Source organism: Tabrizicola sp. (assembly GCF_036781545.1).
GTDB lineage: Bacteria > Pseudomonadota > Alphaproteobacteria > Rhodobacterales > Rhodobacteraceae > Tabrizicola.
Window position 1 is genome coordinate 1 of sequence record NZ_DAIQAT010000028.1, and the last position, 14124, is coordinate 14124.

Genomic DNA, 14124 nt, shown 5'->3' on the forward strand with positions numbered 1-14124 from the left:
CGTGGTCACAGCGCGGTGGGGCAAGCCAGACCCTTCAGAAGCTTCCAGCGCGACAACGGATTGGCCTCGGAGGGGAACTGCACCTCCATGAAGAGCCGTGCATTGCCGGACTTGAGGTCGATGAGGAATCGCTTGCCGCCGTCGCGTTCGCGCAGGCGGATCCCGTCGAGGATGCGGAACAGGCCCCATTCGCCGGGCTCTGCCAGCGTGGCGCTGCCTTCTGCTGTGGTGAACCGCACCTCGGCCCCCGCCGCGGGGTTGGTGCCGGGCCAGGCCAGGGTGAGCGGCGCGAGCGTGGTCTCGACCGGCCCGCCTTGTCCGCCTACCGCCACGAAGGTCTTGCCGCGTTCGGCCAGCGCGGCCAGCGTCATCTCGCTGCCCTGGCCGGAAAAGCCGGCGGCAATGGCCTGGGTCCGCTGCAGGAACTCGGCGCTTTTCGGGTCGAGGCCCGCGAAGCGCGCATCCGGCTTCCAGCGCCAGGGTGTGCTGGACGTGTCGATATAGGGTTCGGCCCGGGCGCGGTAGAACTTGTCGATGGCCCCCCCGGCGCCAAGCAGCCGTGTCACGTCGTTCAGCAGTGCATCCGCGCCTGTGGCGAAGGGATAGCGCGCTTCCGTCACCTGCTTGCAAAGCGACAGGACCTCGGTCTGCCAAGCCTTTGTCAGCGGGTTCGACAACGGGTCGGCCTGCGCCGCGCTGGTCTGGACCAGCACGTCCTCGACGATCTGCACCACCATCGGCGGGGCCGTCCGCAAGGCTGCCAGCGTGGCCCCGCGCGCCTGTGCAGACATCAGCCGCTGAAGCCCGCGCGGCTCGTCCCGGTCCATCGCGCCAAGCGCCACGTTCAGGCTGGCGAAGAGGCCTGCGATTTCGTTCATCCGGCCGTCTTCGGAATACTGGATCAGCGCTGCGAATTCCGAGGCGATGCGCAGCTGCATGGCATGGGGCCGGTTGCGGTCCAGCCCGCCGACCTGTGCCCAGACTTCCGGCAGAAGCTTGGCCAGCGGTGAATCCGGCGCGGACAGGCGGCCCGAAACCAGCACCGCCTGCTGCGGATCGGCGAAGGGGCGCACCTGCACATCGGCGAGGAAGGCCTTCCAGCGCGCCAGCGTCTCGCGTTGCAGGACATCCATCACCCGGTCCGGTGCATCATTCTGGGTTGCCGGAGGCTTGCCGAAGAGCCGCGCCGCCTCGGCCCGCGTCACCTGCACCGCAAGCCCGGCCCCGACCCTGCGGGCATAGTCCCAGCCCGCTTGCGTGAAAAGACCGGGAATCGGCGTCTCCATCGCCAGCCCCGACCGGCGCTGCAGCACGACCGACAGGCCCGGCACGGCGGTGTCCGGCAGCCAGGGCGCCAGCCCTGCCGCGCCCGCCGACCGTTGCAGTTCCAGATAGGCCCGCGCCGCTTCGGGCGCATCGGCGGCATAGATCCGCGCCTGCGCCAGAAGCTCGGCATCCGGCGGCGGCGGGGGTGTCTCCGGCTGACGAAGCCGCGCGATATGGGAGGCAAGGGGTTGCAGGTCGGGCAGCATTCCTGCCCGGTCCGTCAGCCAGCCCGCCAGATAGTCCGGTGTCCAGTCGGCCTGTCCCGACAGGATCGACCAGGCCCGCAGCGTGTCATAGAGCGGCAGGCTCTCGCCCTCTGCCGTCAGCGCCGCATCCACGGCCCGGGCCAGCGCGCCCGGCAGGTGCTTCTGCACCGCCGCGTCATAGACCGCATCGGCCCGCACCGCCGCATCGAAGCCCAGGGGCCCTGCAAACAGCCGGATCGGCGCCTTCTTCGCGGCCTGCTCCACGCCCCTTGCCGCTTCGCCCAGCCGGGTCAGCCGCTGCGGCAGATCGGGGATCACGCCGTCACGGTCCAGCCCGATGTCCAGCGCCTCGGCCTCGAAAAGCTGTGTCAGGTCGCGGTGGAAGCGCCATTCGACGAACCCGGCCCAGCCCGCAACCAGCAGCACGAAAGCCAGGATCAGCACCAGCGTGATCCCGGTCCAGCCCGCGCCGAGGTTGCGGTCGAACCGGGTCCGGCTGCCTTCCAGCACCGCCAGCCGCCGCTCCATGAAGACCTTCACGCCTGCGAACTCCGGCCCCGCCTCGCCCGCCTTGCGGATGAAGTCGCGCAAGCTGGTCGCCGAGAGGTCGCGTCCGTCGAAGATCAGCCGGTGCGCCCCCGCACCCCAGAGCGAGACATCCACCGCCCGGTTCCGGCGCGCCGTCTGGTCCAGCACAAGGCCCAATGCATAGCGCGCGGGCTGCACGGTCGAGGGCTGCACGCCCGCCCGTTCCAGCTCGGCGTCGAAACGGTCCAGCGCCTCGCCTGCGCGCTGCACCAGCACCTGCGCCTCCACCCCCCGGATCGTCGCCAGCTGCTCGATCATGCGCAGGATCGGCCCCGCCGCGCGTTCATAGACCTCGGGATCGGATACCCGCCCCCCACGCTTTGGCGGCAGGACCGTGCGCGGGCTGTTCGGCGCACCACTCATTGCGACGGGATCAGCCCTTCATCGACCCATTTCTGCAGGGTCTCTTCGCCCACCTCGAAATGCATCCCGTCCTCGCGGTTGTAGCCGCCGCCCCAATACCAGCCCTCGTCATTGAAATGCTCGGCCAGGATCACCAGGCCTATCTGCATGGTGCCGTCGGCGAAGGGGTCAAGCTCGCCCTGCAACGTGATGTCGATCGCCGTTCCGAAGGAATGGTTGGAAACCGAACTGGCCGACCCCCGGATCAGCCGGACGCAAAGCGCACCCGCCGTGCCGAGCTTGGCATAGATGTCCGGCTCGTCCTCCTTCAGCTTCGCGAAGATGCGTTCCAGGCTGTCCAGCGCCGGCTTCAGCATCGTGGCCTTGATCGGGCCGATCTGCCGGGTCTCGACCAGACCCTTCAACCGCGGATTGGTGATCCCCCGGCAATCGGTGCCCAGGTCCTCGCGCGGACGGCCCAGCAAAGCCAGCATGGTCTTGTTGCGCGGCTGGGTGATGCCCTTGTTGAACCGCTCGCGCGCCGCCTTCATCTGCTCGGTCAGCGCCTCGGTCTCGGGCTGGTGCTGTTCGTCCTCGCCCGCGCTCAGCCCATCGGAACCGGTCGTGGGGATGGCAACCTCGGTCGAGGTCGCAACCGGCGCCCGGTTCGCCAGAAGGCTCATGTCGTCGCGCAACCGGGCGAGGTCGGCCTTCAATGTGCCGATCTCCGCCTCCAGCCGCGCGCGCTGCCCCGCTTCGGCGTCAAAGGCCGCTTCCAGCCGGGTCAGCCGCAGGTCCGCGCCGCTGTCGGCCGATTGCAGCAGCGTCGTCACCATCGCAAAGGCAACTGCTGCGATGATCACGCCGATGGCGACGATGATCGGGGCGATCAGACTGTTCTGCTGCATGGCTTCAGCTTTCCCGGATCAGCACGGTGATCGCCGAGACATTATCGGGCGCGCCGCTGTCCAGCGCCTCACGCAAGAGCTTCTGGCAGGCATCCTCGGGGGTGACGGCCTCGCGCAGCAGGGCTTCGACCGTCTGCTCGTAGACGCAGCGCGTCAGGCCGTCGCTGCACAGGAGCAGCCGGTCACCCACCTGCAGCGGCACGCTGACCAGATCGACCTCCAGCTCCGTGCCGCCACCGACCGCCCGCGTCACCATATGCGATTCCGGATGGCTCTCGGCCTCCTCGGGCGACAGTTCGCCCCGGTCGACCATTTCCTGCACCACCGAATGATCGCGGGTCAAAGGCCGCAGATGCCCGCCGCGCAGCAGATAGGCCCGGCTGTCGCCCGCCCAGGCCACATGCGCCACCGCGCGGGCGATCAGCACGGCGACCACGGTCGACCCCATCCGCCCCATCCCCGGTGCGCGCTGGCGCTCCAGCACCAGCTGGTTCGCCTCCTTCAGCCGCGCCACCAGCGCCGGGCCGGGATCGGCCCCGTCCGGAATCTGTGCCAGGCAGTCGATCACGATGTCCGAAGCAACATCGCCGTTGCCGTAGCCGCCCATCCCGTCGGCCACCGCCCAGAGCATCCCCGACGGGTCGGTCAGGATCGAATCCTCGTTGCGGTCGCGCACCATGCCGCGGTTGGTCAGCCCGGCCCCGACGGCCACCGGAAGGGCGGGCGCGGCCCCCGGAACCACAGTGATCGGTGTGTTCATGGCCAGAGATCGCCCAAAGGTGTGAATTGAATGCAGAGGCATCATAGCCTAGACTTCGCCCAGTCATAAATCCGTTTTTTTGGAAGGTCGTTCGAATATGCGCAACTTGCTGACCAGTCTTGCGATCTGCGCCGTGGTCGCGCCTTCCGGCGCCTGGTCGCAGGACCAGTCCGAAGAGGAACTGCTGAACCTGTTTCTGGCGCAACGCGACGCCTATAAGGCCGCGGTCGAAGGCAAGACCGGTCTCACCCGCGGCCTGACCCTCGTCACCGCCGACGATGTCGCGATCGCGACCGAAGTGGCGAAGGACCCCGCCGAGACCGAAACCGTGACGGCGGCCACGACCGAAAGCTCCGGGACGACCCAGGTGGCCGAGACTGTCGCGGCGAGCACCACCGAAACCGTGGTGAAAGAGGCCGAGACGGCGACGCTGGTGAAGATGCCCGAAGACCTGGGCGTCAACATCCGGATCGAGTTCGCCTTCGACAGCGCCGCCCTGGACGAGGCGCAGAAGCCCAAGCTGGCGACGCTCTGCAAGGTGATGAAGGCCTCCGACATCCAGCTCTTCCGCATCATCGGCCATACCGATGCCTCGGGCACAGACGATTACAACGAACGCCTCTCGCGCCTCAGGGCCGAGGAGGTGCAGCGCTTCTTCATCAACGATTGCGGGATCGAGGCCGGTCGGCTGGAGGCCGTGGGCCTGGGCAAACGGTTTCTCCTCGACAATGTCGATCCCAAATCCGAACAGAACCGCCGCGTCGAATTTCAGGCGCTGAGCTGAACGCAAGTCCGGGGTGGGTGCGCCCCGGACCCCCGCCCCCGGCGCCGTTGCCTGAACCGGCGGACTGTGGCATCCTTCCAGCGATTTGTTTGTATCCTTTCTTCACCTTGTGCGGTCGGCCAACGCTTCAACGAATGGGTCTTTTCATGCCTGCAACCTGGTCTCGCTCTCTCCTCCTCCTTTCTGCCTTCGGTCTTGTCACCGCCTGTGACGAGCTTATGCCTCCACCTCAGAAACCGGCCCCGACCGTCGTCGCGCCGGTCAAGAAGCCGGTGGTCAAGAAACCCGTCGCAGCCGCGCCCGCGCCTGTGGTCAAGAAGCCCAAGCCGGTGGACATTGACTTCAATAGTGCTGGCAACGGTGGCGGCGGCTGGTGATCGGCCATGCCTCTCCCGCGCATCTTCACGAAAGGCGGCGTCTTGGCGGTTCTTCTTGCCGCTGCCGGTTCTACAGCGACAGCGCAGGATGCCACCCTCGGCCCGTTTCCTGAAGGCCATGTCTCGGCCAGCAGCCGCAAATTGGCCCCTGACACCAATCCGCGCCAGAAATACGCCATCGTCATCGGCAACCAGTCCTACGCCCACGCGCCGCAGTTGCCGAACGCCTGGAACGATGCGCTGGACGTGGCGGACTTGCTGGCCGGGCAAGGCTATGACGTCACCCTTCTGAAGGACGCCTCGAAGCGTGATTTCGAAGGGCTGATGCAGCGGGTCCTCTTCGACGTCGACCGCGATACCGAGGTCCTGTTCTACTATGCGGGCCATGGTGTGCAGATCGGGTCCGAGAACTACCTCATCCCGACCGACGCCAAACTGGACCAGATCGATGGCCTGCCGTTCGAGACCGTCTCGCTCGGCAGCCTCGTCTCGATCATCGGCGCACGGGCGCGGTTGCAGATCGTGATCCTCGACAGTTGCCGCAACAACCCCTTCGCCGGGGTCAAGCTGCAGGATTCGCTCGGCCCCGATGTGCGCGAGGTCGAGACGGGTTTCGCCTCCCTTGCCGCCCCGGTGAATTCCTATGTGGTTTTCTCCACCTCTCCCGGCGAAGTGGCGCTGGACGGCGCGGGCGAGAACAGCCCCTTTGCCACCGCGTTCCTGCAGGCTGCCTCGCTGGGACCGGTCCCGCTGACCGATCTCTTCGATACTGTCCGCCGCAAGGTCTTCGTCGAGACTCAGGGGGTCCAGGTCCCTTGGGACAGCTCCACCATGGTGGAACAGGCGGGCATCGCCTCGGTCAGCACCGCCCCGGACATCTCGGGCCCGGTCGAGGACAACGGGACTTCCGTCGCCCGCGGCCTTACGCTTTTCGCCGCCAGCTCGGCCGAGCTTCTGCCCCTCGACGCCACGTTGCCAACGCCCGATATCAGGATCGCCGCCCCTCTGGCCCCCGCCGTTCCCATCGGCGCGACCCTCGCGCAGGAACTGGCCCTTGCCCCGACCGATACTGTCGGCCTCGCCGAACCCCCGCGCGGAGGTCGGCTGGTGCTGCTTGACGACCAGGGCCTGCAATCCGCCCCGATCTTTCCGCTGGCGGCCAAAGACCTCGGTCGGCTCGCCTTCGCCTATGTCAGCGGCCCGACTGTCACCTTCGGCCAGGATCCGATGCTGAAGGTCCAGTTCAAGCTGGACCTCAACGGCGCGCCGAAGCTGGTTCAGGTCGACCTGACGCCCGATCCCTGCGATCTTCAGGCTGCCGATTACCTCGATCCCGAGGGGGTGGGAATTGCCCGTTTCGCCAACGAGATCGAGCCCGAAGCCGCGCTCCTCGCCTGCCAGTCCGCCGTCGCACGCGAGCCGCAGAATGCCCGCTTCCACTATCAGCTGGGCCGTGCCTTTGCCGCGCTGCGCCGCCACGACGAGGCCCGCGCCGAATGGGACACCGCCCGCAAGCTGGGCCATTCCCGCGCCTCCTATGCCATCGGCAATGCCATCCTGAACGAGGGCCGCGAAACCGGCGGCTCGACGCTGGAAGCCGCCCCGGAAGAGGCGATGGCCTATTTCCGCGAGGGCGTCGAACTGGGCGATCCCTATGCCTTCTATGCGCTGGGCCGCCAGATGGTGCGCTTCGGCAAGACCGGGCAGGACCGTCTGCGCGGCTATGACCTGCTGATGCGGGCGCTTGAGGTCGGGCATACCTATGCGATGAACGAGCTTGGCTACTTCTATCTCGATGAGAAAAGCGAATACTACGACCCGGCCCGTGGCTTGCGTTATCTGAACGAAAGTGCCGCCCGGGGCGACATCTACGGTTATAACAACCTCGGCTTGGTCTACATGAACGGCCTCGGCGGCCAGAAGAAGGATGCGAAGCTCGCGCTCGACTGGTTCACCAAGGCGGCGGACGGTGGCCATCCAAACGCGCCGGGCAATATCGGCACGCTGATCGCGAGCGGAGCATTGGGCAAGAAACCCGATCTGGGCAAGGCTGTGGAATGGTTCGACATGGGCCTGGAACGCGGCGATGCCAATGCCGGTGCCTACGCCGCCTATCTCATCCTGACCGAAGGCGCAGGCGGCCTGTCACCCGCCGATGCCGCCTGGCGCGCGGGCCGTGCCGCCGCGCTGCGCGACCAGAAGACGATCGAACGCGCCCGCAAGGTGCTGGCCGCCCTGCCGGTCGAGGCGGTGGACGAGGCATCCCAACGCCTGCTGCAATCTTTGGGCGCCGCCGTCACCCCCGATGGCGCCTTCGGCGAAGGCAGCCAGTCGGCCTATCAGAGCATCGCCACGCAGCATGGCGACATTTCCGTGGAAACCGACCCCGTCGAGCGCCTGATCGACATCGCCCGCCTCCAGTGGTCGACCACGCCCTTCCGGGTGGACCTGTACTGAGGGGGATCAGAACTCCAGCGCCACTGCAATGCTGGCCTTGCGCGTGTCGTCGCCGCTGACGACCCGGTATTCGCTTTTCGAATATTCGAAATCGACCGAGACATTGTCCCGCGCCTGCCATGAGGCAAAGATCGCCCGCGCCTTGCCCTCGAACACGGCATCGGCAAAGGGCCGGATGTCCTGCGAGGATTTCGCCATCCCCAAGGTGAAATCGCCAAAGTCATAGGACAGCGACGCGCCCCGGAACGTGGTGTCATAGGCCGCGGTGAAGCCGCTGTTCACGACCAGCGGCTCGCGGTGAATACGGCCGAGGATCAGGTTGAACCCGGCCGCCGTCGCCCCCAGGCTGAAGGAGCGGAACCGGTCCAGCGGGCCCTTGTCATAGCCGATCCCCGCGAACAGCGTGGCACCGTCGAACTCATGCTCCCAGGTCAGGCCTGCCGCATCCACCCGGATCTCCGGCCCGAATGTCGGTTGCCCCTTCGACCGCGAGGCGGACAGCGTGAAATCGCCCAACTGCACATCGGCGCGCAGGGTGCGCAGGTCTGGCCCCTTTCCCGGGCCGCTGGACAGGCCGTCGCGGAACCCGCCGCTTCCCGCGCCGTCGCCGATGTTCAGCCAGACCGCATTGCCGCCGTCCAGGATGGAATCGCCCTGCGCGATCTCGCGCGTGGCGCGGTCGAAGGCGGTCTCCATGTCGCCGTAGCTGAGCGTCACCACCGAAACGGCCGCATAGACCGCCATGTCCAGCTCGGTGCCGCCAAATTTTGCACCCGCCCCTTCGAAGGGGCCGACCGGGGTCAACCGGTCGTAGTTCGACTCGCGGCCCTTCTGCCATTGCACCCGAGCCAGCGCCCCGAAGCGGAGGAGGTCGGTCGGCTGGAACTCGATCCTGCCGGTCCCCTCGACAGCCAGCACCGGGGCCTCATAGGCAAAGCCGGTCTCGTTGCCGCTTTCGGTCCTCTGGCTCAGATAGCCCAGGCCCGCGCGACCCTCAAAGCTGTAGCTCAGCGCATCCTGCGCTTCGGCGGCACCGCCGGTCAATCCGGCAACCGCAACGATTCCAAGAACGGCGCGCATGTCCTGCCCCTGCCTTCATGACCTGAAGCCATCCTCGCATGCTTTCCCCGCATTCCCCTGAACGAAACGCCGGACGGCGGCAGAATTGGTGCGGGTTGTGGAACAATGGTCACAGCTTCCCTGCGCCTCCGGGGAACGGACGGTGCTGCCCCGCGTTCCCCTGCCGTTCGGGATTGGACTTTGCCTTTCCCCCGCCTATCCTCTGTTCTCCGCGCGCCTTGCGGCTTGAAGAAGGCTCTGCACATGGCCAAGCCGCCGCTTCTTCTTCCCCGGCCCGAGGGGCTGTATTGCCCGGCGGGTGACTTCTTCATCGACCCGCTGCGCCCCGTCCCCCGCGCGCTTGTCACCCATGGCCATTCCGACCATGCCCGCCCCGGCAACGGCGCCGTCATGGCCACGCGCCAGACGCTCGACATCATGGCCATCCGCTATGGCGACGACTTCGCCGCCAGCCGACAGGTGGCGTCTGCGGGATCCACCCAGATCGGCGATGTCGCCGTCTCTTTCCGCCCGGCGGGCCATGTCCTCGGCTCGGCCCAGATCGCGGTCGAGGGGCAGGGCCAGCGCATCGTGGTCTCCGGCGATTATGCCCGCGTCCCCACCCCGACCTGCGCCCCCTTCGAGCCCGTCCCCTGTGACATCTTCGTGACCGAGGCGACCTTCGCCCTTCCGGTCTTCCGCCACCCCCCGCCCGAGGTCGAGATCGCCCGGCTTCTGGCCAGCGTGCAGGCCTTCCCGGAACGGTCGCACCTGATCGGGGCCTATGCGCTCGGCAAGGCGCAGCGAGTGATCGCTGAGCTTCGTCGCGCCGGATGGGACGCGCCGATCCATATCCACGGCGCGCTGCAACGCCTGTGTGACTATCACATCGCCCAGGGGGTAGACCTTGGCGACCTTCGGCCGGCGACCGAGGGCAAGAAGGCCGATTTCGCCGGGGCCATCGTCATCGCCCCGCCCTCGGCCTTCGCTGCCACTTGGGCGCAGCGTTTCCCCGATCCGGTGATCGCCTTCGCCTCGGGCTGGATGCAGGTCCGCGCCCGTGCCCGGCAGCGCGGGGTGGAACTGCCGCTGATCCTCTCCGACCATGTCGACTGGCCGCACCTCACCGCGACGATCAATGAACTGGATCCTGCCGAGGTCTGGATCACCCATGGCCGCGAAGATGCGCTCATGCGCTGGTGCGAGTTGAACCAGCGCGCCGCGCGGCCCCTGCATCTCGTCGGCTACGAGGACGAAGCGGAATGAGCCTTGCCGCCTTCGCCACCCTCCTGGAACGCCTGGCCTTCACCCCGCAAAGGCTGGGGAAGGAACGGCTTCTGGCCACCGCCTTTACTGACAACCCCGACCCCGAACGCGGCCTGATGCTCGCCGCCCTGACCGGCGATCTCAAGCTAAGGCAGGTCACGCCCAGCCTGTTGCGGGGCCTGACAGAAATGCGAGTAGATGCTCAGCTTTTTTCCTACAGCTATGATTTCGTTGGCGACCTTGCCGAGACGATCTCGCTTATCTGGCCCGACGGCACCCGCTCGGACCCGCCCCTGTCCGAGGTCGTGCATGAACTTGCGACTACCGCGAAGACCCGCCTTCCCGCGCTCATCACCGCCCGACTCGACAGTCTTGGCCCTTCCGAGCGCTATGCCTACCTGAAGCTCGCGACCGGCGCGCTACGGGTCGGCGTCTCAGCCCGCCTTGCTCGCACCGCCTTCGCCGGCTGGGCCAGCCTGCCTGTGACCGAGGTGGAGGAAATCTGGCACGCGCTGCAACCGCCCTACCTCGACCTCTTCGCTTGGGCCGCAGGCAGCCCCCGCCCCGAAGCCGCCGCCCGCGCCCCCTTCCGCCCGGTGATGCTCTCCACCCCGACCGACCTTGACCAGCTCTCGGTCCTCGACCCCGCCGACTATGCCGCCGAATGGAAATGGGACGGCATCCGCATCCAAGCGGTCAGCGACGGCGGCACGCGCCGCCTCTATTCCCGCACCGGCGAGGACATCAGCGCCGCCTTCCCCGATATCGTGGAACTGATGGCCTTCGACGGCACCTTGGACGGGGAGCTTCTCGTCCGCCGCGAAGCCGAGATCGCCAGCTTCGGCGATTTGCAACAAAGGCTGAACCGCAAGACCGTGACCCCGGCCATGCTGCGCTCCCACCCCGCGGGGTTGCGGCTCTACGACGTGCTGATCTGGAATGGCCAGGACCTGCGCGACCAGCCCTATGACGCCCGCCGCGCGGTTCTGGCAGAGGCCGTCGCCCCGCTTGGCCCCCGCATCGACCTCTCGCCCGAACTGCCCTTTGCAACATGGGACGAGCTTGCCGCGCTGCGCCTGAACCCGCCCGCCACGGTGATCGAAGGCGTGATGATCAAGCGCCGCGACAGCCCCTATCTCGCTGGTCGGGTCAAGGGCCCCTGGTTCAAGTGGAAACGCGATCCGCATCTGGTCGATGCGGTCCTGATGTATGCCCAACGCGGCCATGGCAAGCGGTCGGGCTATTATTCCGACTTCACCTTCGGCGTCTGGAACGGCGAGGACCTGGTTCCCGTCGGCAAGGCCTATTTCGGCTTCACCGACGCCGAGCTGAAGGAGCTTGACCGCTTCGTCCGCAACAATACCGTGGAACGCTTCGGCTCGGTCCGTTCGGTCGCCCGCACCAAGGTGGTGGAAGTGGCGTTCGAGGGGCTGAACCGTTCCTCCCGGCACAAGTCCGGCGTTGCCATGCGCTTTCCCCGGATCAACCGCATCCGGGACGACAAACCAGCGTCGGAGGCCGACCACCTGTCGACCTTGCAGGCCATGCTGGACGACTAGACCGAGCCGATCAGCCGCGTCACATGCTCCGGTCCGGCGGGCACGATGCCCAGGGGGTTCAGCGCCTTGATCGAGTAGTATCCGGCCTTGATGTGATCCAGGTTCACCGTCTGTGCGACCCCCGGCAGCCGCAGGATGCGCTTCATATAGACAGAGAGACTCGGGTAGTCGGCGATCCGTCGGCGGTTCAGCTTGAAGATGCCGTGATAGGCCGCGTCGAACCGGATCAGCGTGACGAAGGTGCGGATATCGGTCTCGGTCAGCCGCGCGCCGAAGAGATAACTCCCGTCCAACCGCGCCTCCAACTCGTCCAGCATGGTGAAGACGCCTGCCTCCGCCTCGTCATAGGCTGCCTGCGTCCCCGCGAAGCCCGCCTTGTAGACGCCGTTGTTCAGCCCGTCATAGATGCGCGCGTTCAGCGCGTCGATCCTCTCTGCCAGATCGGCCGGGTAGAGCCGCAGGTCGGATGGCGCCAAGGCCTCGAAGGCCGTGTCGAACATCCGCAGGATATCGGCGCTTTCATTCGACACCATGACGCCTTGCGCCATATCCCACAGCACCGGCACCGTGGCCCGCCCGGTGAAATGCGGATCGGCGCGGGTATAAATCTCATGCAGGTGGGCCGCGCCGAACAGCGGATCCTGGTCCGCTCCCGGATAGCCACCGAAGGCCCAGCCCTCATCGGTCAGCACGGGGTTCACGACCGTCACCGGGATCAACCCCTCCAGCCCTTTCAGCGCCCGCCCGATCAGAGTGCGCGAGGCCCAGGGGCAGATCAGCGCGACATACAGCCGATAGCGTCCGGCCTCGGCCTTGAACCCGCCGTCGCCCGTCGGGCCGGGGCGGCCGTCCGGGGTGATCCAGTTGCGGAAACTGGACAGCTGCCGCACGAACCGGCCCTGCGCATCGGCCTTCTGCACCGGCTGCCAGTCGCCCACCCATTTGCCATCGACAAGCATCGTAAGACCCTTTCCGCAAGGAAACGAAGGGCCGCCCGAACCGGACGGCCCAATGTCGTCAGGCCAGGGCAGCCGCCCGAGCCGAAGGCTTCAGCGCATAGGCGCCGCTGCCCAGAAGCGCGATGGCGCCCTGCACCACAGCCCAGAACAACGGGAACTCCCAGCCGCCGCCCTCGCTGGAGAAGACCCAGCCATTGCCCGAATGCACCCAGAGAGCACCCAGAAGCACCGGGATCAGCGCCAGCGCGACCGCACGGGTCGCCACGCCCAAGATCAGCGCGAGGCCCCCCGCCACTTCGGCGGCAATGGTCAGATAGGCCAGGAAACCGGGCAGGCCCAGGCTTTCGAAATAGCCGACCGTCCCCGGGATGGTGAAGACGAAGACCTTCATCAACCCGTGGGCCACGAACAGGGCACCGCTGGACAGGCGAAGCGCCAGCGCGGCGTAATCGGAATTGGTCGACATGGGTGTCATCCTTTCTGACGGCCACCCCTCGGGCGGCAATTGAATCGATGCGGCCAAGGTAACCCTTGACCTTCCTCCACGAAATGGCAGTTATCCGGAATGACTATCCTCAATTTGTTCTGAATGCCGATGGACCTGATCGACGAACTCAAGGCCTTCGTCGCCACTGCGCAGACCGGCTCGTTCACTGCCGCGGCGGGGCAGTTGGGCGTGTCGAACCGGCTGACCTCGAAGTATGTGGCCGAACTGGAAAGCCGGCTCGGCGTCCGGCTCCTGCAGCGCACCACCCGCAAGGTCGGCCTGACCCCGGCGGGCGAGGACTTGCTGGCCCGCGCGCCTGCGCTGCTCGACGATCTCGACGATCTGATCGGCGAGGTTTCGGAAGGCTCGCGCGGGTTTGCCGGGGTGATCCGCATCTCGGCCTCCGTCACCTTCGGCGAAACCTATGTCGCAGGGATGCTGGAACGTTTCGGGCAACGGAACCCGGCGCTGTCCTTCGACCTGCGGCTTTCCGACCGGCATGTCGACCTGGCTGCCGAGGGCATCGACGTCGCCTTCCGCATGGGCCGCACCGACACCCGGTCGCTGAAGGCGCGCAAGCTTGGCAGTTTCGGCTCGATGCTGGTGGCCAGCCCCGACTACCTCGCCCGCAAGGGCACGCCGCAAGACCCCGCCGAGCTTGCCCGGCACGACTGCATCATCGACACCAACCGCCGCACACCCCGGCGGTGGAGCTTCGGCACCGGAAGCGGGGAAACCACCGTCGCCGTGCAGGGCCGGTTCCAGGTGAACTCCGCCCGCGCCGCCGTGGAACTGGCCACCAAGGGCCACGGCCTCGCTTACGCTCCCCGCTTCACCCTGCACGAGGCTTTGGCCGCGGGTCTCGTCGTCCAGGTTCTGCCCGATCACGCCGGGGAAACCAGTCTTCTCAACGCCGTCTATCTGGAAGGCCGCGTCCTGCCCCGCAAGGTCCGCGCCCTGATCGACTTCGCCGCCGAGGACATCCGCAGCGCCGACGTGCTTTAGGAACCGTCTTTGAGAGCTTCCGACGGATCTAGCCGCGCCAG

The 14124-nt window shown here is 67.0% G+C and carries 12 protein-coding genes; 6 read left to right on the plus strand and 6 right to left on the minus strand.

Features of this window, described 5'->3' with window-relative positions:
• Window positions 1-5: 5 nt before the first annotated feature.
• The 3 genes from V7Q39_RS07075 to V7Q39_RS07085 are packed head-to-tail and all read right to left on the minus strand — an operon-like array spanning window position 6 to window position 4130.
• Window positions 6-2483, minus strand: a complete 2478-nt coding sequence (locus tag V7Q39_RS07075) for an ImcF-related family protein (protein ID WP_333815856.1) — start codon at window positions 2481-2483, stop codon at window positions 6-8.
• Window positions 2480-3370 (minus strand): M15 family metallopeptidase, encoded by an 891-nt coding sequence (locus V7Q39_RS07080; protein ID WP_333815857.1) that lies wholly within the window; start codon window positions 3368-3370, stop codon window positions 2480-2482. The genes V7Q39_RS07075 and V7Q39_RS07080 overlap by 4 nt, the downstream gene beginning before the upstream one ends.
• A gap of 4 nt (window positions 3371-3374) precedes the next feature.
• Window positions 3375-4130: a PP2C family protein-serine/threonine phosphatase gene (locus V7Q39_RS07085; RefSeq protein WP_333815858.1), complete on the minus strand. Its 756-nt coding sequence runs from the start codon at window positions 4128-4130 to the stop codon at window positions 3375-3377.
• 97 nt (window positions 4131-4227) lie between these two features.
• Between V7Q39_RS07085 and V7Q39_RS07090 the strand changes: the two genes are divergently transcribed.
• From V7Q39_RS07090 to V7Q39_RS07100, 3 genes are all read left to right on the plus strand, one after another.
• The gene (locus tag V7Q39_RS07090) at window positions 4228-4914 is read left to right on the plus strand and encodes an OmpA family protein (protein WP_333815859.1); all 687 of its coding nucleotides are present in this window, start codon (window positions 4228-4230) and stop codon (window positions 4912-4914) included.
• Window positions 4915-5048: 134 nt separating this feature from the next.
• On the plus strand, window positions 5049-5291 hold the full coding sequence (locus tag V7Q39_RS07095; RefSeq protein WP_333815860.1) for a hypothetical protein: 243 nt from the start codon (window positions 5049-5051) through the stop codon (window positions 5289-5291).
• A 141-nt stretch (window positions 5292-5432) separates the two neighbouring features.
• Window positions 5433-7748: a caspase family protein gene (locus V7Q39_RS07100; protein WP_333815861.1), complete on the plus strand. Its 2316-nt coding sequence runs from the start codon at window positions 5433-5435 to the stop codon at window positions 7746-7748.
• A 6-nt stretch (window positions 7749-7754) separates the two neighbouring features.
• Here the strand turns inward: V7Q39_RS07100 and V7Q39_RS07105 are convergent, their stop codons facing one another.
• Complete coding sequence (locus V7Q39_RS07105) at window positions 7755-8828, minus strand: hypothetical protein (RefSeq protein ID WP_333815862.1); 1074 nt, start codon at window positions 8826-8828, stop codon at window positions 7755-7757.
• A 243-nt stretch (window positions 8829-9071) separates the two neighbouring features.
• Here V7Q39_RS07105 and V7Q39_RS07110 point away from each other — a divergent pair, with 243 nt between their 5' ends.
• Window positions 9072-10073 (plus strand): ligase-associated DNA damage response exonuclease, encoded by a 1002-nt coding sequence (locus V7Q39_RS07110; protein ID WP_333815863.1) that lies wholly within the window; start codon window positions 9072-9074, stop codon window positions 10071-10073.
• Window positions 10070-11632 (plus strand): cisplatin damage response ATP-dependent DNA ligase, encoded by a 1563-nt coding sequence (locus V7Q39_RS07115; protein ID WP_333815864.1) that lies wholly within the window; start codon window positions 10070-10072, stop codon window positions 11630-11632. The genes V7Q39_RS07110 and V7Q39_RS07115 overlap by 4 nt, the downstream gene beginning before the upstream one ends.
• Here V7Q39_RS07115 and V7Q39_RS07120 read toward each other — a convergent pair.
• A complete protein-coding gene (locus V7Q39_RS07120) occupies window positions 11629-12591 on the minus strand; it encodes a glutathione S-transferase family protein (protein WP_333815865.1) in 963 nt (320 codons plus the stop codon). The two genes, V7Q39_RS07115 and V7Q39_RS07120, sit on opposite strands and share 4 nt — an antisense overlap.
• A gap of 58 nt (window positions 12592-12649) precedes the next feature.
• Complete coding sequence (locus V7Q39_RS07125; protein ID WP_333815866.1) at window positions 12650-13057, minus strand: DoxX family protein; 408 nt, start codon at window positions 13055-13057, stop codon at window positions 12650-12652.
• 129 nt (window positions 13058-13186) lie between these two features.
• Between V7Q39_RS07125 and V7Q39_RS07130 the strand changes: the two genes are divergently transcribed.
• The gene (locus V7Q39_RS07130) at window positions 13187-14083 is read left to right on the plus strand and encodes a LysR family transcriptional regulator (protein WP_333815867.1); all 897 of its coding nucleotides are present in this window, start codon (window positions 13187-13189) and stop codon (window positions 14081-14083) included.
• Window positions 14084-14124: the final 41 nt, after the last annotated feature.

What these genes read in the sequence shown, in the direction of transcription:
- V7Q39_RS07120 (WP_333815865.1), bottom strand. Translation starts at nt 12,591, where the DNA reads ATGCTTGTCGATGGCAAATGGGTGGGCGACTGGCAGCCGGTGCAGAAG.
- V7Q39_RS07075 (WP_333815856.1), bottom strand. Translation starts at nt 2,483, where the DNA reads ATGAGTGGTGCGCCGAACAGCCCGCGCACGGTCCTGCCGCCAAAGCGT.
- V7Q39_RS07085 (WP_333815858.1), bottom strand. Translation starts at nt 4,130, where the DNA reads ATGAACACACCGATCACTGTGGTTCCGGGGGCCGCGCCCGCCCTTCCG.
- V7Q39_RS07080 (WP_333815857.1), bottom strand. Translation starts at nt 3,370, where the DNA reads ATGCAGCAGAACAGTCTGATCGCCCCGATCATCGTCGCCATCGGCGTG.
- V7Q39_RS07125 (WP_333815866.1), bottom strand. Translation starts at nt 13,057, where the DNA reads ATGTCGACCAATTCCGATTACGCCGCGCTGGCGCTTCGCCTGTCCAGC.
- V7Q39_RS07115 (WP_333815864.1), top strand. Translation starts at nt 10,070, where the DNA reads ATGAGCCTTGCCGCCTTCGCCACCCTCCTGGAACGCCTGGCCTTCACC.
- V7Q39_RS07105 (WP_333815862.1), bottom strand. Translation starts at nt 8,828, where the DNA reads ATGCGCGCCGTTCTTGGAATCGTTGCGGTTGCCGGATTGACCGGCGGT.
- V7Q39_RS07095 (WP_333815860.1), top strand. Translation starts at nt 5,049, where the DNA reads ATGGGTCTTTTCATGCCTGCAACCTGGTCTCGCTCTCTCCTCCTCCTT.
- V7Q39_RS07090 (WP_333815859.1), top strand. Translation starts at nt 4,228, where the DNA reads ATGCGCAACTTGCTGACCAGTCTTGCGATCTGCGCCGTGGTCGCGCCT.
- V7Q39_RS07130 (WP_333815867.1), top strand. Translation starts at nt 13,187, where the DNA reads ATGGACCTGATCGACGAACTCAAGGCCTTCGTCGCCACTGCGCAGACC.
- V7Q39_RS07110 (WP_333815863.1), top strand. Translation starts at nt 9,072, where the DNA reads ATGGCCAAGCCGCCGCTTCTTCTTCCCCGGCCCGAGGGGCTGTATTGC.